This window comes from Streptomyces sp. NPDC043952 (assembly GCF_056435325.1).
In genome coordinates, this window is the sequence record NZ_JBWKES010000048.1 from 20,466 (window position 1) to 42,714 (window position 22,249).

Sequence of the window (22,249 nt, forward strand, 5' to 3'; positions counted from 1 at the left end):
AAGACCGACCGATTACGAGGCTTCCGTGCGCCGACGTTCGCTTGTTCTCGCCGCCGTTCCCGCTGGACTGGTCACGCTCGCCGGGTGTGGTGGCTCGTCCGGTTCGAGTCGGGCCGGTGCGTCTCCGTCGCCCTCGGCGTCGAGTGCGCCGCCGCCCAAGATCGTGGACGGTCCGTTGCCGGCGATCACGGCGGGCAGCCGGTTCGGTGAGAAGCCGACCGTGGCGAAGGGTCCGGGGGCGCCGTCGAAGAATCTGGCGGTGCGGACGGTGATTCCGGGGACGGGTCGTACGGTCGCGGAGAACGACTTCGTCCAGGCGAACTATCTGGGTCAGATCTGGGACACCGGCAAGGTGTTCGACAATTCGTACGACCGGCATGCGCCGCTGGTGATGCAGTTGGCGCAGGGCAGTCTGATCGACGGCTGGCGGTATGCGCTGGCCGGGAAGAAGACGGGCAGCCGGGTGCTGATCGCGGTGCCGCCGACCTGGGGGTATGGCAAGTCGGGCAATCCGCAGGCGGGGATCAAGGGGACGGACACGCTGGTGTTCGTGATCGATCTGATCGATTCGTTCAACTCGAAGAGTTCGGCGCGCGGCCGGGCCGTTCCGCAGAACGACCCGGCGCTGCCGAAGGTCTCCACGGTCACCAATGGCACGGTTCCGGTGGTGACGGTGCCGCACTCGGGCCCGCCGGACAAGCTGGTCTCCACGTACGTGCTGGAGGGCGACGGCCCGGAGCTGAAGGCGGACCAGACGGTGCTGTGCCAGTTCCAGGGGCTGGTGTGGGAGGGCGGCAAGACGTTCCAGCGCACCTATGGTTCAGGGCGGCTGAGCCAGTTCTCGCTGACGCAGATGCAGGACACGGTCAAGGGTCTGGCGCAGGGGCTGGTGGGCAAGAAGGTGGGCAGCCGGGTGCTGGTCGTGGTGCCGCCGGGGCTGGGGTACGGCGACAATCCGCCGAGCGGCGGCCCGATCGGCAAGGGCGCGACGCTGGTGTTCACGGTGGACATCCTGGCCGCGATGTAGTGGGGGCCGGTGTCGGTCGGTTGGCGTGCGGAGATGACAGACTGTGCGTGTTTCGTGTCGTACCTACGCAGGAGCTTTTGACGTGAACATCGAGAAGCCCGAGATCGACTTCCCCGAGGGCGAGGCCCCGAAGGACCTTGAGATCAAGGACATCTGGGAGGGCGACGGGCCGGTCGCGCAGGCGGGTCAGATGGTGACCGTGCACTACGTCGGCGTGGCCTTCAGCACCGGCGAGGAGTTCGACGCCAGCTGGAACCGGGGCACCCCGTTCCGCTTCCCGCTGGGTGGCGGCCGGGTCATCGCGGGCTGGGACCGCGGTGTGCAGGGCATGAAGGTCGGCGGGCGCCGGCAGCTGACCATTCCGGCGCACCTCGCCTACGGCGACCAGAGCCCGACCCCGGCGATCAAGCCGGGCGAGACGCTGATCTTCGTCGTGGACCTGCTCGCGGTCTGAGCCGTACCCGAGCCATCGGCCGTTTCCGACCGGATCCGACCGTCTGGGGCCCATGCCTGTCCGGGCATGGGCCCTCGGCTTTTGCCACGCCGCCCGAGAGCGGTACGGTCGACGGTCGGAAGCACACAACAGAAGGTGAAGGGCGTCGATGGCCATTGCCAAGGCCGAGCGGCTGATGAACCTCGCGCTGTGTCTGCTCGGCGCACGGCGGCCGCTCAGCAAGCGCGAGCTGCGCGACTCCATCGAGGCGTACGTCGAAGCGGCACGGCCCGACAAGGGTGCCACCGGCAGCGACGATTCCTTCAACCGGATGTTCGAGCGCGACAAGGACGATCTGCGCGAGCTGGGCCTGGTCATCGAGACCGTCGAGAACCTGGACGGCGAGGTCGGCTATCTCGCCCGCCGCGACAGCAACCGGCTGCCGCCCATCACCCTGGACGCCGAGGAGGCCGCCGCGCTGGGCCTGGCCGCCAAGGTCTGGCAGCAGGCCCGGCTCGCCGGTGCCGCCAGCGGCGCCCTCCAGAAGCTGCGCGCCGCCGGGCTGCCCGAGGAGGTCGACCCGTACGAGGGGCATGCCGCGCTGGAGCCGCGCATCCCGGTGCACGAGGCCGCCTTCGAACCGCTGATGCTGGCCTGCCGCGACCGCCGCCCGGTCCTGTTCGACTACCGCAAGGCCTCCGCCGCGCACCCCGAGCCCCGGCATGTCGAGCCGTGGGCGCTGGAGTGCTGGCGCGGCCACTGGTACCTGGCCGGTTTCGACCGGGACCGGGGAGCCGAGCGCGTCTTCCGGCTGTCCCGGATCACCGGCAGGGTCCGCTCGCGCGGTACGGGCTTCACCGCGCCCGTGCCGGACGTGGTCACCGTGCGGGAGACCGTGGCGGGGTGGGCCGGTGAGACCGCCGACCGCTCGGCGCTGATCCGGCTGCGCTCCGGCGCCGGGTACCCGCTGCGCGCGAAGGCCGCCAAGGTCCGGGAACTCGGGGACGGCTGGGACGAGTTGGAGATCCCGTACGGCCACGGTCTGGACGCCTGGCTGGTGGAGTTCGGGCCCGATGTGGTGGTCGTGGAGCCGGCCGAGCTGCGGGCCGACGTGGTGGACCGGCTGCGTGCCGTGGCCAAGGGCTGAGGGGGAGCAGGACTGTGGCAGGCAAACCGGTCAGAACCGTCAACGCGATCGACCAGACCCGGCGGATGCTCTCCCTGGTGACGTATCTGCGCGAGCGGCCCGGCGCCCGGATCGCGGACGTGGCCCGCGCGTTCGGGATCACCGAGGACGAGCTGGTCGCCGACCTCGATCTGCTGCCGATGTGCGGCACCAGCTTCCGCGGCGGCGATCTGCTGGACATCGACACCGACGGCGAGCGCATCTGGTGGCACAACCCGGCCGCGCTCGGCGAGGAGGCCGCCGAGCCGCTGCGGCTGGCCGCCGACGAGGCCACCGCCCTGCTGGTGGCCGCCCGCGCCGTCGCCACCCTGCCGGGGCTGCGCGAGGGCGACCGGCAGGCGCTGCTGCGGGCCACCGCCAAGGTGGAGACCGCGGCGGGCGAGGCCGCGGGCGCCAGCTCCCGGCTGTCGGTGACCTTCGAGTCCGAGGGCGGCGTCTTCGCGGACGTGGACCGCGCCATCTCCGAGCGCCGCCGGCTGTGGATCCGCTACTACTCGCCGGCCCGCGACGAGGTCACCGAGCGCGAGATCGACCCCATCCGCCTGGTCAGCGTCGGCCACACGTACGTCGAGGCCTGGTGCCGGCGCTCCGAGGCCCGGCGCACCTTCCGGCTGGACCGGGTCGCCGAGATCCGCATCCTGGACGAGCCGTCCGCGCCGCCCGAGGTGGAGCTGCGCGACCTGTCCGAGGCGCTGGTGCAGCCGGCCGCCGAGGACCCCGAGGTGGTCGTCGAGGTCGGGCCCGGCGGACGCTGGGTCGCCGAGTACTACCCGCACGACAGCGCCGAGGAGCTGCCCGACGGCGGGCTGCGCATCACCCTGCGCACCCCCGAGCCGGCCTCGCTGCGCCGCCTGGCGCTGCGCCTGGGCCGGGACGGCCGGATCGTCTCCCCGCCCGAGCTCGCCGACAGCGCCCGCCGGGCGGCGGCCGAGGCGCTGGCGGCGTACGACGTCCCGTCGGACCCGGCGCCGGACGCCGCGGGGGTGCGCGGATGAGCCGCCGGGCGAGGGGGCCCGCTCGCTCCTTAGGGCGTGCCCGCGGTGCGTGGCCGGGTCGGCTGGAACACGGGCGAGCGGCGGCCCGGCCCACGGGCAGGCCGGCGGCCCGGCTGGTGGATCGGGCCTCGGACCGGTCGGCGGATCGGCTGGTGGATCGGTTCATGGACCGGTCGGCGGATCGGCCGGTGGAGCGACCGGCGGAAGGGGAGTGACGGCTGTGAACGAGTCCGCGGTGTCCGGTGCGAGCGGGACGACGGTGTCCGGTGCGAGCGGGATGACGGTGGCGACCGCGTTCGCGGGGATGCGGGGGGTGGCCCCCGTGGTGTTCCGGGCCGGCTGCCCGGACTGCCGGGGCCGCTTCGAGCTGGCCGCGAGCGCGCTGCGCCTGGCCATCGGCGCGAGCCACCGCACCACGTTCTACTCCTTCACCTGCCCCGACTGCGGCGCCTCGGTCCGCAAACCGGCCGGCGAGCGCATCGTGGAACTGCTCACGGGGGGCGGGGTCAGGACGTTGCGGTTGCACCGCATGCAGCCCGGCAGTGGGACGTGATATTCGACACCGCCGTTCGGCAGACGCCCGTGTACACGTGAGGGGGCGTCCAAAAGCCGGTGGGCGGGTCACGTCGCCGTGACCCGCCCACCGAGGGTGCTGCGATCAGCAGTGTCCGCCCTTGGCGGAGGAGAACGTCATGGGCTTGTTCCACAGGACGGTGTGGCCCTTGCCGTTCGCGGCCACGTTCACGTACCACTTGTTGTTGACCAGGCCGTTGGTGGCGCCGGCGAAGGCGGCCATGGTTGCCGCGCTCGCCGGGGTGGCGGCTGCTATGCCGAGGACTGCTGCGGAGCCGGCGGCGGCTCGGACCGTCTAGGCTCACCGTCATGTTCGAGGCGATGTTCGCGGTGGCCATGGGATTTCTGGGTCTGGCCGTTCTCGGTGTGCTGGCGGTACGGGTCTTCCTGGAGGCGCAGCGCCTCGGCAGGCAGGTCTCGGACTCCGCGCACCGGATCAGCAGGGCGTCCCAGGACCTGGAGCGGGCGGCGGCGAGCGCGGCACGGGCTGTCGACTCCCTGTGAGTCGGGCCGGGAACTTCTGTGAGAGCCCGATCGTCATGTGTGATGCGACATTCGCCCTGTCACGTTCCACTTGTGGCCGGGTACGCTGCTGGTCGCGGCCCGGAGCGCGAGGCGCGGTCCGCGCAGGGAGCAGGAGTACGCACGGGGATTGTTCTGTGTTCACCCCCGGGGCGATACGATCGCTGCCAGCACGAAGGTCAGACACCTGTCCGACCGGTTCGGACAAGGCCCCGCCGCCCCGCCTCAGTGAGAAGGTGAAGACTTATGTTCCGCAACGCACTTGAGCCGTGGCACCTGGTGCTCCTGGTTCTGGTGATCGTCCTCGTGTTCGGCTCCAAGAAGCTTCCGGACATGGCCCGTTCGCTCGGCAAGTCCGCGCGCATCCTCAAGAGTGAGGCCAAGGCGATGAAGGACGAGGGCAAGCAGTCCCCCGCCCCGACCGCCGAGGAGCAGACCCCGGCTCAGCGTACGATCCAGGCCGCGCCCGGTGATGTGGCCAGCTCGCGGCCGGTCACCGAGCCGACGGACACGACCACCCAGCGCTGACGCGAGGGCCGGGGCCACCGGTCCGCTGCACGAGATGAGGATGTGGGTTGCTCAAGTCTGCCCGCGTGAAGGAGAGGGATCCCGAGGGGCGGATGCCGCTCGCGGATCACCTGCGTGAGCTGCGCAACCGGCTCGCGAAAGGGGTCCTGGCGATCGTCGTCGTCGCGATCGTCGCCGCCTTCTTCTACAGGGACATCGTCAACTTCATCACCCAGCCGGTGCTCGACTCGGTGGGGTGCGGGCAGTCCTTCGGCGAGCTGGCCAAGAGCAAGAACGCCCACTGTGCCCACATCACGGTCAGCGGCCTGCTGGCACCGTTCACCCTGGCCCTGAAGGTCGCGCTGACGGCGGGCCTCGTGCTGGCGGCACCGATCTGGCTGTATCAGCTGTGGGCGTTCGTCGCGCCGGGTCTGCACCGGCACGAGAAGCGGTACGCCTACATGTTCGTCGGCTTCGGCTTCCCGCTGTTCCTGGGCGGCGGTTACCTCGCCTACAGCGTGCTGCCGATGACGGCGAAGCTGCTGATCGACCTGACGCCCAGCGGCGCGGAGAACCTGCTGCCCCTGGACGACCTGCTCGACCTGGTCACGCGCATGGTCGTCGTCTTCGGGCTCGCCTTCGAGATGCCGTTGCTGCTTGTCATGCTCAACCTCACCGGCGTGCTGTCCGGTCGGCGCATGCTCGGCTGGTGGCGCGGCATGATCGTCGGTGTCGCCGCCTTCGCGGCCGTGGCCACACCCACCCCCGATCCGGGCACGATGCTGACGCTGGCCGCGCCGATCTGGGCGCTGTTCTTCATCGCGGTGGCCTTCTCGCTGCTCAACGACCGGCGGCGGGCCCGGCGTGCGGACGACGGGCTGTCGGACGACGAGGCCTCGGAGCTGGACCTCACGCCCGAGGCGGTCGGCGAGGTGGAGGCCGTGAGCGCGAGCCCGGCCCCCGAGCTGCCGGGCAAGGACCACGTCAACGGCTACGACGACGTGACCTGACCCACACCACAGGCGAGGCGAACCGCCCCCGGCACCGGGTTCTCCCGGCGCCGGGGGCATTTCTCTGCTCAGCGCACGTTCCGGATAATGATCGTCCTGTTGTCGGTGGGGCCCGGTACGCTCGAAAGCACGATGACAGAGGACCTCTCACCGGCCGAGCGGTACGCGGCGGCCCGCAAGCGGGCAGCCGAGCAGGCCACCGCGCTCGCGTCCTTCCGCGAGATGTACGACTTCGGCCTCGACCCCTTCCAGATCGAGGCCTGCCAGGCACTCGAAGCCGGAAAAGGAGTGCTGGTGGCCGCCCCCACCGGCTCCGGCAAGACGATCGTCGGCGAGTTCGCCGTCCACCTCGCCCTGCTCCAGGGCAAGAAGTGCTTCTACACGACACCCATCAAGGCGCTGTCGAACCAGAAGTACGCCGACCTGTGCCGCCGCTACGGCGCGGACAAGGTCGGCCTGCTCACCGGCGACAACAGCGTGAACTCCGAGGCGCCGGTGGTCGTGATGACCACCGAGGTGCTCAGGAACATGCTGTACGCGGGCTCCCAGACCCTGCTGGGCCTCGGCCATGTGGTCATGGACGAGGTGCACTACCTCTCCGACCGCTTCCGCGGCGCCGTCTGGGAAGAGGTGATCATCCACCTGCCCGCCTCGGTGACCCTGGTGTCGCTGTCGGCGACCGTGTCGAACGCGGAGGAGTTCGGCGACTGGCTGGACACCGTCCGCGGCGACACCGAGGTGATCGTCTCCGAGCACCGGCCCGTGCCGCTGTTCCAGCATGTGCTGGCCGGGCGGCGGATGTACGACCTGTTCGAGGAGGGCGAGGGCCACAAGAAGGCCGTCAACCCCGACCTGGTGCGCCTCGCTCGGATGGAGGCGACCCGGCCGTCGTACCAGGACCGCCGCCGGGGGCGGGCGATGCGGGAGGCCGACCGGGAGCGGGAGCGCAGGCAGCGCTCGCGGATGTGGACGCCGGGCCGGCCCGAGGTCATCGAGCGGCTGGACGCCGAGGGGCTGCTGCCGGCCATCACCTTCATCTTCAGCCGCGCCGGCTGCGAGGCCGCCGTACAGCAGTGCCTGTACGCGGGGCTCAGGCTGAACGACGAGGAGGCGCGGGACCGGGTCCGGGCCCTGGTCGAGGAGCGCACCGCCCACATCGCCTCCGAGGACCTGCACGTCCTCGGGTACTACGAGTGGCTGGAGGGCCTGGAGCGGGGCATCGCCGCCCATCACGCGGGCATGCTGCCGACCTTCAAGGAGGTCGTGGAGGAGCTGTTCGTGCGCGGCCTGGTCAAGGCCGTGTTCGCGACCGAGACCCTCGCGCTCGGCATCAACATGCCCGCCCGCTCGGTGGTGCTGGAGAAGCTCGTCAAGTGGAACGGCGAGCAGCACGCGGACATCACGCCGGGCGAGTACACGCAGCTGACGGGGCGTGCGGGCCGGCGGGGCATCGACGTCGAGGGGCACGCGGTGGTGCTCTGGCAGCGCGGGATGAGCCCCGAGCACCTGGCCGGGCTCGCGGGCACCCGTACGTATCCGCTGCGCTCCAGCTTCCGGCCGTCGTACAACATGGCGGTCAACCTGGTCGAGCAGTTCGGGCGGCACCGCTCGCGCGAACTGCTGGAGACGTCGTTCGCGCAGTTCCAGGCGGACCGTTCGGTGGTCGGCATCTCCCGGCAGGTGCAGCGCAACGAGGAGGGTCTGGCCGGTTACCGGGCGTCCATGACCTGTCACCTCGGCGACTTCGAGGAGTACGCGCGGCTGCGGCGCGAGCTGAAGGACCGGGAGACGGAGCTGGCCCGGCAGGGCGCCCACCAGCGGCGCGCCGAGGCGGCCGCGGCCCTGGAGAAGCTCAGGCCGGGCGATGTCATCCATGTGCCCACGGGCAAGTACGCGGGGCTCGCGCTGGTGCTGGATCCGGGGCTGCCGGCCGGCCGGTCCAACGGGCATCGCGGCTTCGACCAGCAGGACGGGCCGCGCCCGCTGGTGCTGACGGCCGAGCGGCAGGTCAAGCGGCTGGCGTCGATGGACTTCCCGGTGCCGGTGGAGCCGCTGGACCGGATGCGGATCCCGAAGACGTTCAACGCGCGCTCGCCGCAGTCGCGCCGTGACCTGGCGTCCGCGCTGCGCTCCAAGGCCGGGCACATCCCGCCGGAGCGGGCCCGCAAGAAGCGCTCGCAGGCGGCCGACGACCGGGAGATCGCCCGGCTGCGCACCGCCCTGCGTGCGCACCCCTGCCATGGGTGCGACGACCGTGAGGACCACGCCCGCTGGGCCGAGCGCTACCACCGGCTGCTGCGCGACACCTCGCAGCTGGAGCGCCGGATCGAGGGCCGTACGAACACCATCGCGCGGACCTTCGACCGGATCGTCGCCCTGCTGACCGAGCTGGACTATCTGCGGGGCGACGAGGTCACCGAGCACGGCCGGCGGCTCGCCCGGCTGTACGGCGAACTGGACCTGCTGGCCAGCGAATGCCTGCGCGAGGGCGTCTGGGAGGGCCTCGCGCCCGCCGAACTCGCCGCGTGCGTCTCGGCGTTGGTGTACGAAGCGCGGCTCAGCGACGACGCGATGGCGCCCAAGGTGCCTTCCGGCAAGGCGAAGGCCGCGCTGGGGGAGATGGTGCGGATCTGGGGCCGGCTCGACGGTCTGGAGGAGGATTTCCGGATCAGCCAGACCGAGGGCGTGGGTCAGCGCGAGCCCGATCTCGGCTTCGCCTGGGCCGCCTACATGTGGGCATCCGGCAAGGGCCTGGACGAGGTGCTGCGGGAGGCGGAGATGCCCGCGGGCGACTTCGTGCGCTGGTGCAAGCAGGTGATCGACGTCCTGGGGCAGATCTCGGCGGCGGCGCCCGCCGAGGGCTCGACCGTGGCCAAGGCCGCGCGCAAGGCCGTCGACCAGCTGCTGCGGGGCGTGGTGGCCTACTCGTCGGTGGCCTGACCGGCACCCCGGCCAATGGACCGGCTCACCCTTCGGGGTGGGCCGGTTTTCGTATGCCTGTACTTCATGACCGAACGTGTTCGAACAGAAGCGGGGCGTGTAAATGGGGTCGAGCGTACTCCTGGTGCCGGGGTGATTTCAGGCGGTCGCTGAATATGACACGGCGATGATCCGGTCGGACTAAGCTCGCCCGCGGCGCACCACGTTGAGCTGATTCGCGCGCCTGTTCCCAAACATGCCGAAGATCCGGTCTGTGCCATGAATCTTCCCCCCGAAAACCCTCCCGACACCCAGCCGATCCGTCCCAGAAGGCATCCATGGTGAGTGTTCCGAAGCCGCCCGGTCGCCGGGAACGTCCCTACGCCCGCGTCCTGTTGCCGCCCGCCATAGTGATGGCCGTGGCGAGCGGGGCCGCCGTCGCCCTGGTGCCGGAGCCGGCCCGTGTCGCCGTCGGCCTGTGCGGGGCCCTCGCCGTACTCCTCGTCCTGGTCACCGGCGCAGAGGCCGCCCGGCGCGGTCGCCGGCTCCGCGAGGAGCAGGCCGCGCACGCCCGCGACAGCGCCTACCTGGAGCAGCGGCTCGCCGAACACCAGGCGCTGGTCCACCGCTTCGCCAAGGACATCCTGCCGTGGGGCTTCGCCCGGCTCGCCCGCGGCGAGATGCTCCGCGACGTCCTCGCGAACGTCTACGACGCCGACCCCGACCTGCGGGTCCTGCCCGACGTCTACCGCGAGCTGACCCATGTGGCGCTGCGCGGCGCCGACCACGAGATCACCATGCGCATCGCCACCGAGCGCTCCTTCGTCAGCATCGCCCGCCGCGTCCAGGCCATCGTCCACCAACAGGCCGTGGAGCTGCGGGAGATGGAGGAGGACCACGGCCGCAACCCGGAGGTCTTCGACGACCTGCTGCGCCTGGACCACGGCAGCTCGCTGATCGGCCGGCTCGCCGACACCATCGGCGTCCTCGGCGGTGGCCGGCCCGGCCGCCAGTGGCCGCTGCCGGTGTCCCTCTACAGCACCCTGCGCGGCGCCATGTCCCGGATCCTGGACTATCACCGCATCCACCTGGCGTCCATCTGCAACATCAACATCAAGGGCACCGCGGTCGAACCGGTCATCCACGCCGCGGCCGAACTCTTCGACAACGCCACCCGCTACTCGCCGCCCACCACCAAGGTGCACGTCACCGCCGTGGAGGTACAGACGGGCATCGTCATCGAGATCGAGGACGCCGGGGTCAGCCTCAACGAGGAGTCCCGGATCCGCATCGAGAAGATGATCGAGGACGCCAAGAACGGCGACGACGCGCACAACCTCGGCGACAACCCGCGCCTCGGGCTCGCCGTCGTCGGCCGGCTGTGCAAGCAGTTCGACATGGAGGTCTCGCTGCGCACCTCCGCCTACGGCGGGCTGCGCGCGATCCTCATCGTGCCGCGCGTGATGACCACCACCGAGCCCGGCGTCGGCGTCGCCCACGGCATCGGCGCGACCGGTATCCCGATGCCCGAACTCGGCGCAGTCGAGGGCCCCAAGCGGCGGCCGAAGACGCGCCGCCCCACCAGCCCCAAGATCCCCGCCGGGATCTCCATGGAGGACGACGTCCCCGAGGTCACCGAGTGGACGGCGGGCGGGCTGCCGCAGCGCCGCAGCCGGGTGAAGGTCCCGCTGAGCCAGCGCTGGGCCGAGGAGGCCGCCATCGAGCGGGCCGAACGCGAGGGCCGGCCCACCATCTGGTCCCAGACCCGCCAGGAACCCGAGCCCGAGCCGGAGATGGACCCCGAGCGCAAGAAGCTCATCGAACGCCCGCCGGGCATGTGGATCGACGACTTCTTCGACGGGCTGCGCAAGGGCATGCCGGAGGGCGCCACGGCCCCCGAGCTGACCGACTTCACGCTCAACCCCACCAAGTACCTGCACCTGATCGATGACTCGGCCGCCCCCACCGAGGCCGACGACGAGGGGACCGTCCAGTGATCCAGCAGCGAGGCAACTTCGACTGGATGCTCAAGCAGCTCAACGACGGAGTGCCGGGCATCGAGATGATCGTGGTGCTGTCCTCCGACGGCCTGCGCATCGCCCGCTACGGCGGCGATCCCGACGCCGCCGACCGGGTGGCCGCCGCCTGCGCGGGCGTGCAGAGCCTGGCCGGCGCCATCATCCAGGAGATCCCCGGCGCCGGCGAGATGAAGGTCGTCGTCGTGGAGATCGAGGGCGGCTACTTCTATCTGATGAACGCGGGCGCCAACGCCTACCTCGCCGTGCTCGCCGACGTCACCTGCGAACCGGGCCGGATGAGCGGCATGATGCGCGACCTCGTGGTGCGGATCGGCGCCCACCTCACCAGTCCGCCCCGGCGGGACGGGCAGACCGTATGACCCCTCCACGACGACAGCGGCGCCTGCCGAACCCGCCCAGCTCGCCGTCCCCGTCCCCCTCCTCACCGCGGTTACGGCCCCCTCCGCACGCCGGCGCGGCGGACGGCCGTACCCCGCGCGGCGCCGCGGACGGACCGCATGCGCACGGCACCCCGGACGGACCGCACGCACACGGCACCCCGGACGGCCAGCCGCCGCCCCGCAACCCCGAGCGGCTCTACGCGGTCACCGGGACCGCCGACGGCGGGCGCGCCGAACTCGACCTCGTGACCCTGATCGTGGCCCGCCGGACCCCGCCGCCCGGCGCCTCGCCGGAGCACACGGCGGTGCTCGAACTGTGCACCGCCCCGCTGTCCCTGGCCGAGCTGTCGGCCTACCTCTCCCTGCCGTTCAGCGCGATGACGGTACTGATCACGGAGATGATCACGGCCGAACTGGTGCAGGCGCGCGCCCCGGTCACCCGCCGCACGGCCCCCGACCGTTCCCTCCTCGAAGCGGTGATGCATGGACTTCAAAGGCTCTGACACGATCCCCGGACCGCGCACCGCGGACCAGCTGCCGCACACGGCCCAGGCCGCGGTGAAGATCGTGATCGTGGGCGGCTTCGGTGTCGGCAAGACCACCATGGTCGGCTCCGTCAGCGAGATCAAACCGCTGACCACCGAGGAGACCATGACCCAGGCCGGCATCGGGATCGATGACAACTACGGCTCCGAGTCCAAGACGGCCACCACCGTCGCCATGGACTTCGGCCGGATCAGCATCACCGACAAGCTGGTGCTCTACCTGTTCGGCACCCCCGGCCAGGAGCGCTTCTGGTTCCTGTGGAACGGCCTGTTCGAGGGCGCGCTCGGCGCGGTCGTCCTCGTCGACACCCGGCGCCTGGAGGTCAGCTTCGACGTCATGGGCCGCCTGGAGGAACGCGGCGTGCCCTTCGTGGTGGCTGTCAACTCCTTCCCGGACGCGCCCCGTTACCCCCTGGAGGAACTGCGCACCGCGCTCGACCTGACCCCGGACATCCCGATCATCGACTGCGATGTGCGCCGCCGGGCCTCCAGCAAGGACGTGCTGCTCACGCTGATGCGGTTCCTGCACTCGCTCGCCCTCTCCGGCGCCCTCACCTGACTCACCCGCACACTTTTTCCGTTCCGGAGCGATCACTGTGACGCCTGAACCCCAGCCTCCGACCGCCCTCTCGGCCCCCGACGCCCCCCTGTCCGGCCCGCCGCCCGGCTGCCCCGCGGGCGCCCTCGGCCCCGGCGGACTGCACCGGCTCTACGGCGCGGGCGCGGAGAACCTGGACGACCTCTACGAACGGCTGCGCGAACAGTACGGCGCGGTCGCCCCCGTACTGCTGCACGACGACGTACCGATGTGGGTGGTGCTCGGGCACGCCGAGAACCTCCAGGTGGTGCGCAGCCCCTCGCAGTACACCCGCGACAGCCGGATCTGGGCCCCGCTGCTCGACGGCCGGGTCAAGCCGGACCACCCGCTGATGCCGCACATCGCCTGGCAGCCCATCTGCTCGCACGTGGAGGGCGACGAACACCTGCGGCTGCGCAACGCGGTCACCTCCGCCATGGCCACCATCGACCACCGCAGCGTCCGCCGGCACATCGGCGGCCACACCCAGCACCTGGTCAACGGCTTCTGCGAGCGCGGGCGCGCCGACCTGGTCGCGCAGTTCGCCGAGCATCTGCCGATGGCGGTGCTGTGCGAGATCCTCGGCATGCCCGAGGAGTACAACGACCGGATGGTGCAGGCCGCCCGCGACGCCCTCAAGGGCACCGAGACCGCCATCCAGAGCCACGCCTACGTCATGGACGCGCTGAACCGGCTCACCCTGCGCCGCCGCGCCCGGCCCGAGGACGACTTCACCAGCCACCTCGTCCAGCACGAGGCCGGGCTCACCGACGACGAGGTCCGCGAACACCTGCGGCTCGTCCTGTTCGCCGCCTACGAGGCCACCGCCAACCTGCTCGCCAACGCGCTGCGCATGGTGCTGACCGAGCCCGGCTTCCGCGCCCGGCTCAACGGCGGGCAGATGACCGTGCCGGAGGCGATCGAGCAGTCCCTGTGGGACGAGCCGCCGTTCAGCACCGTCTTCGGCTACTACGCCAAGCAGGACACCGAACTGGGCGGGCAGCGCATCACCAAGGGCGACGGGCTGCTGTTCGCGCCCGCGCCGGGCAACATCGACCCGCGGGTACGGCCCGACCTGGCCGCGAGCATGCAGGGCAACCGCTCCCACCTCGCCTTCGGCGGCGGCCCGCACGAGTGTCCCGGTCAGGACATCGGGCGCGCCATCGCCGACGTCGGCGTCGACGCCCTGCTGACCCGGCTGCCGGACGTGCAGCTGGCCTGCGCCGAGGAGGACCTGCGCTGGCGCTCCTCCATCGCCTCCCGGCACCTGGTGGCGCTGCCGGTGCGGTTCGAACCCAAGCCGCAGCAGGACACGGACATGCCGCCGCGCGCCTACGCGGGCGCAGGGCTCCCCGCCGACCTGCGGCTGCCCGCCGAGCGCCGGGAGGCACAGGGCGCGGCGCTCCCCGCCGCCGTACCGCCGGCCCGGCCCCTGCCGCCGCCGGTCCCGGTGCCGGTACCGGTGCGGGGGCTCTGGCAGCGGCTGCTGCGCTGGTGGCGCGGGGAGTGAGCGGGCCGCGTCAGTCCGCCGCCCACTCGGAGTAGGCGGACCAGGCCTGGAGGGTGCGCCCGCTGGTGAAGGTGTGCGCGACGCCGGTGACCGGATCGGTGAACTCCAGCTTCCTGGCGAGCAGTTGAAGGGGGCGGCGGAAGTCGCCGGGCGGCACCGGGGCGGTCACCCGCGGGTAGAGCGGGTCGCCGAGGATGGGCACGCCGAGCGCGTTCAGGTGCACCCGCAGCTGGTGGGTCTGCCCGGTGCGCGGCAGCAGCCGGTACCGGCCGAGCCCGCCGCGCCGCTCCGCCAGCTCCACCCGTGTCTCGGCGTTGGGCTCGCCCTCGACCTCGCGGGCCGCGTGCACCCCGCGTTCCTTGAGGATCCGGCTGCGCACGGTCCGGGGAAGGGCGAGCGCGGCGTCGTACGGGGCGATGGCCTCGTACTCCTTGGTCACCCGGCGTTCGCCGAACAGCCGCTGGTAGGCGCCGCGTTCCTCGGGCCGCGCCGTGAACAGCACCAGCCCGGCGGTGAGCCGGTCCAGGCGGTGGGCGGCGGTCAGGGTCGGGATGCCCAGGGTGTGGCGGAGCCGGGCGAGCGCGGTCTGGGCGACATGGCCCCCGCGAGGGGTGGTGGCGAGGAAGTGCGGCTTGTCGGCCACCACGATGTGCTCGTCCCGGTACACCACCGGCAGCGGGAACGGCACCGGCACCTCGGCGGGCAGCTCGCGGTGGAACCACACGAACATCCCCGGCCGGTACGGCGCGTCCGCCGGCACCGGTCGCCCGTCGGCTCCGACGATCCGCCCGGCCGCGAACATCGCCTCGATCACGCCGGGCCCGGCACCGGTGAGCCGCGCCACCAGGTGTTCGCGCACGGTGGCCCACTCGCCGTCCGCGGGCAGCCGCACCCGTACGGGATCGACCCCGTCGCGCTGGGGGAGCGGGGCGGGCGGGGGCGGCGTACGGCGTCTCACCTGGTCAAGGGTACGAGGAGGGCCGGGGAGCGGGGGTGAGCGGCCGGGGGTGGCCCAGGGCGGTGGGCGGGGTGAGCGGTCGGGGGCCGGCAGGGCAGTGGGCGGGGTGACGGTCAGGGGTGCGAGGGGTGGTCGTCGTGGATCGGCCGGGGGAGCGGGGCGCAGGGGCGGCAGTATGGGGATCATGCCCCTTCTCACCCGTCCGGTGCTGACCCCCGGCGCCCTCGCCCGTACCGAGCAGCCCGTCATCCCCACCGGTGACGGTCTGCTGCTGCGCCCCTGGCAGGAGGGGGACGCGCCCGCCGTGCACGCGGCGTTCCAGGACCCGCTGATGCACCGCTTCCACGGCAGGTCCTGCGAGTCGGAGGCGGAGGCCGCCGAATGGATCACGCGGTGGCGGCGGGCGTGGGCCGGGGAGCGGGAGCCGCAGTGGGCGGTCGTGGCGGAGGACACCGCGCGGCTGATGGGCCGGGTGGCGCTGCGGCAGATCGAGCTGGCCGACGGGCTGGCCGAACTCGCCTACTGGACCGTGGCGCAGGCCCGCGGCCGCAGTGTGGCGACCCGGTCGGCCGCCGCGCTGACGCACTGGGCGTTCGAGGAGATCGGCTTCCACCGGCTGGAGTTGATGCACTCCACCGCCAACGAGGCGTCCTGCCGGGTCGCCGCCAAGGCCGGCTTCGCCGCGGAGGGCACCCGGCGCCAGGCGTACCTGCACCTGGACGGCTGGCACGACATGCATCTGCACGCACGGGTGCGCGGGGACTGAACCCGAGCCGGCGGCCACGCCGTTGTGCCGGCGCGGGCCGGTGTGAAGATGGGCGCATGCCTGCCTATGACCTCGCGAACCGGCTCGTCGTCGGCGTCGCCTCCAGCGCCCTGTTCGATCTGCGGGAATCCGACGCGGTGTTCAGGGAGCAGGGCGAGGAGGCCTACCGGGCCTACCAGGAGGAGAAGCGGGACGACACGCTGCGTCCCGGAGTGGCGTTCGCGTTCATCCGCAGGCTGCTGTCGCTCAACGACCTCGGGGAGCCGGGCGATCCGCTGGTCGAGGTCATCATCCTCTCCCGCAACGACCCCGACACCGGACTGCGGGTCATGCGCTCGATACAGGCCCGTGAACTGCCCATCAGCCGGGCCGTGTTCATGCAGGGCCGCTCCCCGTACAGGTTCATGCCGGCGCTGAACATGTCGCTGTTCCTGTCGGCGAACGGCGACGACGTACGCGAGGCGGTCGCGGCGGGGCTGCCCGCGGGGCATGTGCTGGGGGCGGCGTATCCGGACGACGCCGCGGACCGGGAGCTGCGGATCGCGTTCGACTTCGACGGGGTGCTCGCCGGTGACGCGGCCGAACAGGTCTACCAGTCGCAGGGGTTGGAGGAGTTCCGGGCGCACGAGGCGCGCAACGCGGCGACCCCGCACGACGCGGGGCCGCTGCGCGACTTCCTCGCCGGGGTGAACCGGATCCAGAACCGGGAGGAGGAACGGCGCAGGGCGGACCCGGAGTACGAGCTGCGGGTCCATGTCTCCATCGTGACCGCGCGCAACGCCCCGGCGCACGAGCGGGCCGTGAACAGCCTCAAGCAGTGGGGCGTGCGGGTCAACGGCGCGTTCTTCCTGGGCGGCGTGGACAAGGGCGCCGTGATGAAGGTGCTGGATCCGCACATCTTCTTCGACGACCAGGTGACGCACCTGGAGAGCACGGCGCGGACCACGCCGAGCGTGCATGTGCCGTTCGGCAGGATCAACGCGCGCTGAGGCCCGCCCGGACGGACGGGCTCGGTGGCGCGGGGCTCAGGCGGCCTGCGCGCCGCCCTCCTGCTCCGCCTCGATCCGGGCGTTCCACTCGCGCTTGGACGCCTGCCAGCCGTCCTCGTTGTGCCCGAGGCGCCAGTAGCCGGAGATCGAGAGGTCCTCGCGCGGGACCCGCAGGTCGACCCGGAGCAGCCGGCGCAGCTCCTTCACGAACCCGGCCTCGCCGTGCACGAAGGCGTGCGGGCGGCCCTCGGGGAACTCCAGGGCGCGTACGGCCGCCAGCAGGGCGGCGCCGACCGGGCGGTCCCCGCGGTGCACCCAGACGATCTCCGCGGTGGAGTCGATCTTCTGCTCCTCCTCGGGCCCGGAGACCTCCACGAAGGCGTGCGCCGGGGCGCCGGCGGGCAGGGACTCCAGGGCGCGGGCGATGGCGGGCAGCGCGCTCTCGTCGCCGACGAGCAGATGCCAGTCGGCGTCCGGGTCGGGGGCGTAGGCGCCGCCGGGGCCCATGAAGCGCAGGGTGTCGCCGGGCTGAGCCCGCAGCGCCCAGGGGCCGGCCAGGCCCTCGTCGCCGTGGATCACGAAGTCCAGGGTCAGCTCGCGGTGTTCGCCGTCCCAGTCGCGCACGGTGTAGGTGCGGGTCACCGGCCACTGCTCGCGCGGGAACTCGGCGCGGATCCGCTCCAGGTCGAAGGGCTCCGGATAGGTCACGCCCGGCGGACCGAACAGAAGCTTCACATAGTGATCGGTGCAGGTGTCCGCCGCGAACCCGGCGAGTTCGTCGCCGCCGACCACCACGCGCTGCATGTGCGGGGTCAGCCGCTCGGTGCGCACCACGCGGGCCGCGTGGACCTTGCGCGGCTTTCGTTCCGGACGCTCTGCCATCACGGCCTCCTGCGAACTGGGTAAGGTATACCTAAGTTAACATCTCTCCTTCCGGCCCGATCTTCCTTTGTGATTCAACGGCCGCCTTTTGCTGGAATATTGCCGACCTGACGGCCCCGTTTCCGCGGCTTCTATGCACTCAGCGTGGCCAGCAGCCGCTGGAGCGAGCCGCCCAGGCCCCAGCGGGCCGCCAGTCCCTCCAGGGCCGCCGGATCGCGCGGGGCGCCCGGCAGCGCGGTGTCCACCTGCGGCAGCGGCACGTCACCGGCCACCCGCACCACCTTCGGCGCCACCGCGAGATACGGCCGCGCCTCGGTCAGCCGCCGCCGCTGCGAGGGCGTGAGCTTCGCCTCCGGGTCGTCCACGGCCGCCATGATCCCGGCCAGGTCGCCGAACTCGGCGAGCAGCCTGGCGGCCGTCTTCTCGCCGATCCCGGCCACGCCCGGCAGCCCGTCGCTCGGGTCGCCGCGCAGCAGCGCCAGGTCCGCGTACCCCCGCCCGTCGACGCCGTACTTCTCGCGCAGCACCGCCTCGTCGGTCACCTGGAGGGTGCCCACGCCCTTGAGCGGGTACAGCACCCGCACCCCGCGCCCGTCGTCCACCAACTGGTACAGATCGCGGTCGCCCGTGACGATGTCGACCGGGCCGGTGGCGCGGGCGGTGAAGGTGCCGATCACGTCGTCCGCCTCGTAGCCGGCGACTCCGACGCGGGCGATGCCGATCGCGTCCAGCACGGACTCGATGACGGGCACCTGTGGGGCGAGGGTGTCCGGCACCTCCTCCGCGTCCGGGGCGCCGGTGTGCTCCTCGGCGACCCGGTGCGCCTTGTAGGTGGGGATCAGCTCGACCCGCCACTTCGGCCGCCAGTCGGCGTCCATGCAGGCCACCAGGTGGGTGGGCCGGTGGTCCCTGACCAGGCGGTCGATGAAGTCCAGCAGCCCGCGCACCGCGTTCACCGGGGTGCCGTCCGGCGCCCGCACGGAGTCGGGCACGCCGAAGTAGGCGCGGAAGTACAGCGAGGCGGTGTCGAGGAGCATCAGTCGTCCGGTCACGCTTCGCATCATGCCGTACCCCACTGACAGTCACGCCCGCGTCACCCTCGCGCACCTTTCGTCCTGGAACGCGTTGCGTGATGCGCATCGCGGTGAGCCCGGCCACCTCTGAGTTTGCCTCGGCTTGACCTGGGCAGGGGCGCCGTCAGGAGCGAAGTAGTGCGCTTTTCAACCGGTCGGTGGCCTTTGTCACCGGCCTTCCGACGGTCGCCGGGCCTTCGCCTCCTGTTCCCTGTTCCCGAGACAAGAGGTTCGCGTGCAAGCCAGGCTTGAGGCGGAGCACCTGTTCAAGGTGTTCGGCAGACGACCGGACGACGCAGTGGAGCGCCTGCGGAAGGGCGCCGACCGGGAGGAGCTGCGCGCCGACGGCACCACCGCCGCCGTGATCGACGCCTCCTTCCGGGTCGAGGCGGGGGAGATCTTCGTCGTCATGGGCCTGTCGGGCTCCGGCAAGTCCACCCTGCTGCGGATGCTCAACGGGCTGCTGGAGCCGACCGCCGGCAGCGTGCGCTTCGACGGCGCGGAGCTGACCGCGCTCGGCGACCGCGGCCTGCGCGAACTGCGCGCGAACAAGATCAGCATGGTCTTCCAGCACTTCGCGCTGTTCCCGCACCGCAGCGTCCGCGACAACGCCGCCTACGGCCTGGAAGTGCAGGGCGTGCCCCGCGCCGAGCGCGAACGCCGCGCCGACGAGGCGCTCGCCCTGTGCGGCCTGGCCGGCTGGGAGAAGTCCTGGCCCGACGAGCTGTCCGGCGGCATGCAGCAGCGCGTCGGCCTCGCCCGCGCCCTGGCCACCGACGCCGACCTGCTGCTCATGGACGAGTCCTTCAGCGCCCTGGACCCGCTGATCCGGCGCGACATGCAGGACCAGCTCCTGGAGCTCCAGAAGACGCTGAAGAAGACCATCGTCTTCATCACCCACGACCTCAACGAGGCCATGCGCCTGGGCGACCGGATCGCCGTCATGCGCGACGGCCGCATCGTGCAGACCGGCACCGCCGAGGACATCCTGCTGCGCCCCGAGAACGACTACGTGGCGTCCTTCATCCAGGACGTCGACCGCTCGCGGGTGCTCACCGCCGCCGCCGTCATGGACACCGATCCGCGCGGCGACGAGGCCGACTGCGGCTGCGAGACGGCGACGCCCGACACGCCGTTCACCGAGCTGTGCGCGATCAGCGCCCGGCTGCCGCACCCGGTCGCCGTCCTGGACGCCGACCGCACCCTCGTCGGCGTGGTGCCCCGGCAGCGCCTGGTGGGCTTCCTCGGCGACGAACAGGGCGAGCCCGCCGCCTGCGACGGCTTCGCCCAGGACGGGAAGAAGGTGATCGGCCGTGCCTAGGCTGCCCCTCGGCAACTGGGTCGACTCCGGTGTGAACTGGCTGGTCGGCCACCTCTCCTGGCTTTTCGACGCCATCAAGGCCGTCATGGAGGGCATGTACAACGGCATCGACGCCGTCCTCGGCGCCCCCACGCCGCTGCTCATGGCCGGCATCCTCGCCGTCCTCGCCTGGTGGCTGCGCGGCCTGCTCGCCGGTGTCCTCGCCTTCGCTGGATTCGCCCTGGTCGACTCGCTCCAGTTGTGGGACCAGGCGATGTCCACGCTCGCCCTGGTCCTGGTGGCCACCGTGATCGCCCTGGTGATCTCGCTCCCGCTGGGCATCTGGGCGGCCCGCTCCAAGGCGGTCGGCGCCGCCGTACGGCCCGTCCTGGACCTGCTCCAGACGATGCCCTCGATGGTCCTGCTGATCCCGGCCATGCTGTTCTTCGGGCTCGGCACCGCGGCCGGCGTCGTGGCCACCCTGATCTTCGCGCTCGCCCCCGGCGTCCGCATGACCGAGCTGGGCATCCGCCAGGTCGATCCCGAACTGGTCGAGGCCGCCGAGGCGTTCGGCACCAGCCCGCGCGACATCCTGTTGCGGGTCCAGCTGCCGCTCGCCCTGCCGACCATCATGGCCGGCGTCAACCAGGTGATCATGCTGGGCCTGTCCATGGTCGTCATCGCCGGCATGGTCGGCACCGGCGGCCTCGGCGGCGCCGTGAACGAGGCCATCGGCCAGCTCGACATCGGGTACGGCTTCGAGGCCGGCGTCGGCATCGTCGTCCTCGCCATCTACCTGGACCGCATCACCGGTGCCCTGGGCACCCAGCTCTCCCCGTCCGGGCGCAGGGCCGCCGCCAAGGCGCCCCGGCGCGCGTGGTCGTACCGGCCGCGCCCGGTCGTCGCGGTCGCCGGGATCGTCGTCCTGGCGCTCGCCGCGGGCGCGATCGGCGTCTTCGGCCCCAACGGCACCACCTCCGAGGCCTCCGGCGCCGACATCGGCAAGGGCAAGGAGATCAAGATCGGCTACATCCCCTGGGACGAGGGCATCGCCTCCACCTACCTGTGGAAGGAGATCCTCCAGGAGCGCGGCTTCAAGGTCACCACCACCCAGTACGCGGCCGGCCCCCTCTACACCGGCCTCGCCACCGGGCAGATCGACTTCGAGACCGACTCCTGGCTGCCGACCACGCACGCCGAGTACTGGAAGAAGTACGGCAAGCAGCTCGACGACCTCGGCAAGTGGTACGGCCCCACTTCCCTGGAGCTGACCGTGCCCTCCTACGTGAAGGACGTCGATTCCCTGGCCGACCTCAAGGCGCACGCGTCCGAGTTCGGCGGGAAGATCGTCGGCATCGAGCCCAGCGCCGGCGAGATGAGCCTGCTCAAGTCGAAGGTCCTCAAGGAGTACGGGCTCGACGGCACCTACCAGGTGATCGACGGCTCGACCCCGGCCATGCTCGCCGAGCTCAAGCGCGCCTACGCCCGCAAGCAGCCGGTCCTCGTCACCCTGTGGTCCCCGCACTGGGCCTACAGCAGCTACGACCTGAAGAAGCTCAAGGACCCGAAGGGCGCCTGGGGCAAGGGCGACGGCGTGCACACCCTGTCCCGCAAGGGGTTCGCCGGGGACAACCCGCAGGTCGCCCGCTGGCTGAAGGACTTCTCCATGACCGAGAAGCAGCTCACCGGCCTGGAGGCGAAGATCCAGGGGGCCGGCAAGGGCAAGGAGCAGGACGCGGTCCGCGCCTGGCTGCGGGAGAACCCCGGCCTGGTCGACAAGTGGGCGCCGGTCTCCGGCGAGCACGCCCAGAGCCAGGCGGCCGGGTGACCCGCTGCCAGACGGCCGGATGAACCACCGCCGGGCGACCGGGTGACCTGACCGGCCCGGACCGCCACCCGAGGGGCGGGCGGCACCGTACGACGATGGGGTACGGGGCCGTCCGCCCCTCGCGGTTTTCCCCTAAGAACTCCTAACGAAATGATCTTCGGGGTGATTGGATCACTGCGGGACTGGTGATCTGGGGGTGTGGGGTGGCTCGGCCGAAGCCCTGGGAAGTC

Annotated in this window: 22 protein-coding genes; 18 read left to right on the forward strand and 4 right to left on the reverse strand. The window is 71.7% G+C overall.

Annotation, left to right across the window (positions count from 1 at the left end; translation table 11 throughout):
* Positions 1-25 precede the first annotated feature (25 nt).
* The 5 genes from AC069R_RS31800 to AC069R_RS31820 all read left to right on the forward strand — a co-directional run bounded on the left by AC069R_RS31800 (position 26) and on the right by AC069R_RS31820 (position 4,194).
* Entirely contained in the window at positions 26-1,027 is a 1,002-nt protein-coding gene (locus tag AC069R_RS31800) for an FKBP-type peptidyl-prolyl cis-trans isomerase (protein ID WP_478770200.1), read from the forward strand.
* Between the two features lie 82 nt (positions 1,028-1,109).
* Positions 1,110-1,481, forward strand: coding sequence for an FKBP-type peptidyl-prolyl cis-trans isomerase (locus AC069R_RS31805; RefSeq protein WP_478770181.1), 372 nt, complete (start codon positions 1,110-1,112; stop codon positions 1,479-1,481).
* Between the two features lie 148 nt (positions 1,482-1,629).
* Positions 1,630-2,607: a helix-turn-helix transcriptional regulator gene (locus tag AC069R_RS31810; RefSeq protein WP_478770182.1), complete on the forward strand. Its 978-nt coding sequence runs from the start codon at positions 1,630-1,632 to the stop codon at positions 2,605-2,607.
* Positions 2,608-2,621: 14 nt separating this feature from the next.
* On the forward strand, positions 2,622-3,641 hold the full coding sequence (locus AC069R_RS31815; protein WP_397986786.1) for a helix-turn-helix transcriptional regulator: 1,020 nt from the start codon (positions 2,622-2,624) through the stop codon (positions 3,639-3,641).
* 277 nt (positions 3,642-3,918) lie between these two features.
* A complete protein-coding gene (locus tag AC069R_RS31820) occupies positions 3,919-4,194 on the forward strand; it encodes a hypothetical protein (RefSeq protein WP_478770201.1) in 276 nt (91 codons plus the stop codon).
* A gap of 105 nt (positions 4,195-4,299) precedes the next feature.
* On the opposite strand, the gene AC069R_RS31825 is transcribed toward AC069R_RS31820, so the two are convergent.
* Entirely contained in the window at positions 4,300-4,437 is a 138-nt protein-coding gene (locus tag AC069R_RS31825; RefSeq protein WP_478770183.1) for a hypothetical protein, read from the reverse strand.
* Between the two features lie 86 nt (positions 4,438-4,523).
* Between AC069R_RS31825 and AC069R_RS31830 the strand changes: the two genes are divergently transcribed.
* The 9 genes from AC069R_RS31830 to AC069R_RS31870 all read left to right on the forward strand — a co-directional run bounded on the left by AC069R_RS31830 (position 4,524) and on the right by AC069R_RS31870 (position 14,223).
* Complete coding sequence (locus tag AC069R_RS31830; RefSeq protein WP_478770184.1) at positions 4,524-4,718, forward strand: hypothetical protein; 195 nt, start codon at positions 4,524-4,526, stop codon at positions 4,716-4,718.
* 264 nt (positions 4,719-4,982) lie between these two features.
* Positions 4,983-5,264: a Sec-independent protein translocase subunit TatA gene (gene tatA, locus AC069R_RS31835; protein ID WP_478770185.1), complete on the forward strand. Its 282-nt coding sequence runs from the start codon at positions 4,983-4,985 to the stop codon at positions 5,262-5,264.
* Between the two features lie 47 nt (positions 5,265-5,311).
* Entirely contained in the window at positions 5,312-6,253 is a 942-nt protein-coding gene (gene tatC / locus AC069R_RS31840) for a twin-arginine translocase subunit TatC (protein WP_478770186.1), read from the forward strand.
* 87 nt (positions 6,254-6,340) lie between these two features.
* Complete coding sequence (locus AC069R_RS31845) at positions 6,341-9,193, forward strand: DEAD/DEAH box helicase (RefSeq protein WP_478770187.1); 2,853 nt, start codon at positions 6,341-6,343, stop codon at positions 9,191-9,193.
* 317 nt (positions 9,194-9,510) lie between these two features.
* On the forward strand, positions 9,511-11,169 hold the full coding sequence (locus AC069R_RS31850; RefSeq protein ID WP_478770188.1) for an ATP-binding protein: 1,659 nt from the start codon (positions 9,511-9,513) through the stop codon (positions 11,167-11,169).
* Positions 11,166-11,570, forward strand: a complete 405-nt coding sequence (locus AC069R_RS31855) for a roadblock/LC7 domain-containing protein (RefSeq protein WP_037651243.1) — start codon at positions 11,166-11,168, stop codon at positions 11,568-11,570. The genes AC069R_RS31850 and AC069R_RS31855 overlap by 4 nt, the downstream gene beginning before the upstream one ends.
* Complete coding sequence (locus AC069R_RS31860; RefSeq protein ID WP_478770189.1) at positions 11,567-12,094, forward strand: DUF742 domain-containing protein; 528 nt, start codon at positions 11,567-11,569, stop codon at positions 12,092-12,094. The genes AC069R_RS31855 and AC069R_RS31860 overlap by 4 nt, the downstream gene beginning before the upstream one ends.
* The gene (locus AC069R_RS31865) at positions 12,075-12,695 is read left to right on the forward strand and encodes a GTP-binding protein (protein ID WP_478770190.1); all 621 of its coding nucleotides are present in this window, start codon (positions 12,075-12,077) and stop codon (positions 12,693-12,695) included. The genes AC069R_RS31860 and AC069R_RS31865 overlap by 20 nt, the downstream gene beginning before the upstream one ends.
* 37 nt (positions 12,696-12,732) lie before the next feature.
* Positions 12,733-14,223: a cytochrome P450 gene (locus AC069R_RS31870; protein ID WP_478770191.1), complete on the forward strand. Its 1,491-nt coding sequence runs from the start codon at positions 12,733-12,735 to the stop codon at positions 14,221-14,223.
* 10 nt (positions 14,224-14,233) lie between these two features.
* Here the strand turns inward: AC069R_RS31870 and AC069R_RS31875 are convergent, their stop codons facing one another.
* Entirely contained in the window at positions 14,234-15,181 is a 948-nt protein-coding gene (locus AC069R_RS31875) for a pseudouridine synthase (protein WP_478770192.1), read from the reverse strand.
* Between the two features lie 184 nt (positions 15,182-15,365).
* Here AC069R_RS31875 and AC069R_RS31880 point away from each other — a divergent pair, with 184 nt between their 5' ends.
* Positions 15,366-15,947, forward strand: coding sequence for a GNAT family N-acetyltransferase (locus AC069R_RS31880; protein ID WP_478770193.1), 582 nt, complete (start codon positions 15,366-15,368; stop codon positions 15,945-15,947).
* Positions 15,948-16,003: 56 nt separating this feature from the next.
* Positions 16,004-16,936, forward strand: a complete 933-nt coding sequence (locus AC069R_RS31885) for a 5'-nucleotidase (RefSeq protein ID WP_478770194.1) — start codon at positions 16,004-16,006, stop codon at positions 16,934-16,936.
* Between the two features lie 36 nt (positions 16,937-16,972).
* Here the strand turns inward: AC069R_RS31885 and AC069R_RS31890 are convergent, their stop codons facing one another.
* Positions 16,973-17,818 (reverse strand): siderophore-interacting protein, encoded by an 846-nt coding sequence (locus AC069R_RS31890; RefSeq protein WP_478770195.1) that lies wholly within the window; start codon positions 17,816-17,818, stop codon positions 16,973-16,975.
* Positions 17,819-17,949: 131 nt separating this feature from the next.
* Complete coding sequence (locus tag AC069R_RS31895; RefSeq protein ID WP_478770202.1) at positions 17,950-18,879, reverse strand: 5'-3' exonuclease; 930 nt, start codon at positions 18,877-18,879, stop codon at positions 17,950-17,952.
* A 247-nt stretch (positions 18,880-19,126) separates the two neighbouring features.
* Between AC069R_RS31895 and AC069R_RS31900 the strand changes: the two genes are divergently transcribed.
* The gene (locus AC069R_RS31900) at positions 19,127-20,212 is read left to right on the forward strand and encodes a quaternary amine ABC transporter ATP-binding protein (protein ID WP_478770196.1); all 1,086 of its coding nucleotides are present in this window, start codon (positions 19,127-19,129) and stop codon (positions 20,210-20,212) included.
* Positions 20,205-22,019, forward strand: coding sequence for an ABC transporter permease/substrate binding protein (locus AC069R_RS31905; RefSeq protein WP_478770197.1), 1,815 nt, complete (start codon positions 20,205-20,207; stop codon positions 22,017-22,019). Before AC069R_RS31900 ends, AC069R_RS31905 begins: the two co-directional genes overlap by 8 nt.
* The last annotated feature ends 230 nt before the right edge of the window (positions 22,020-22,249 follow it).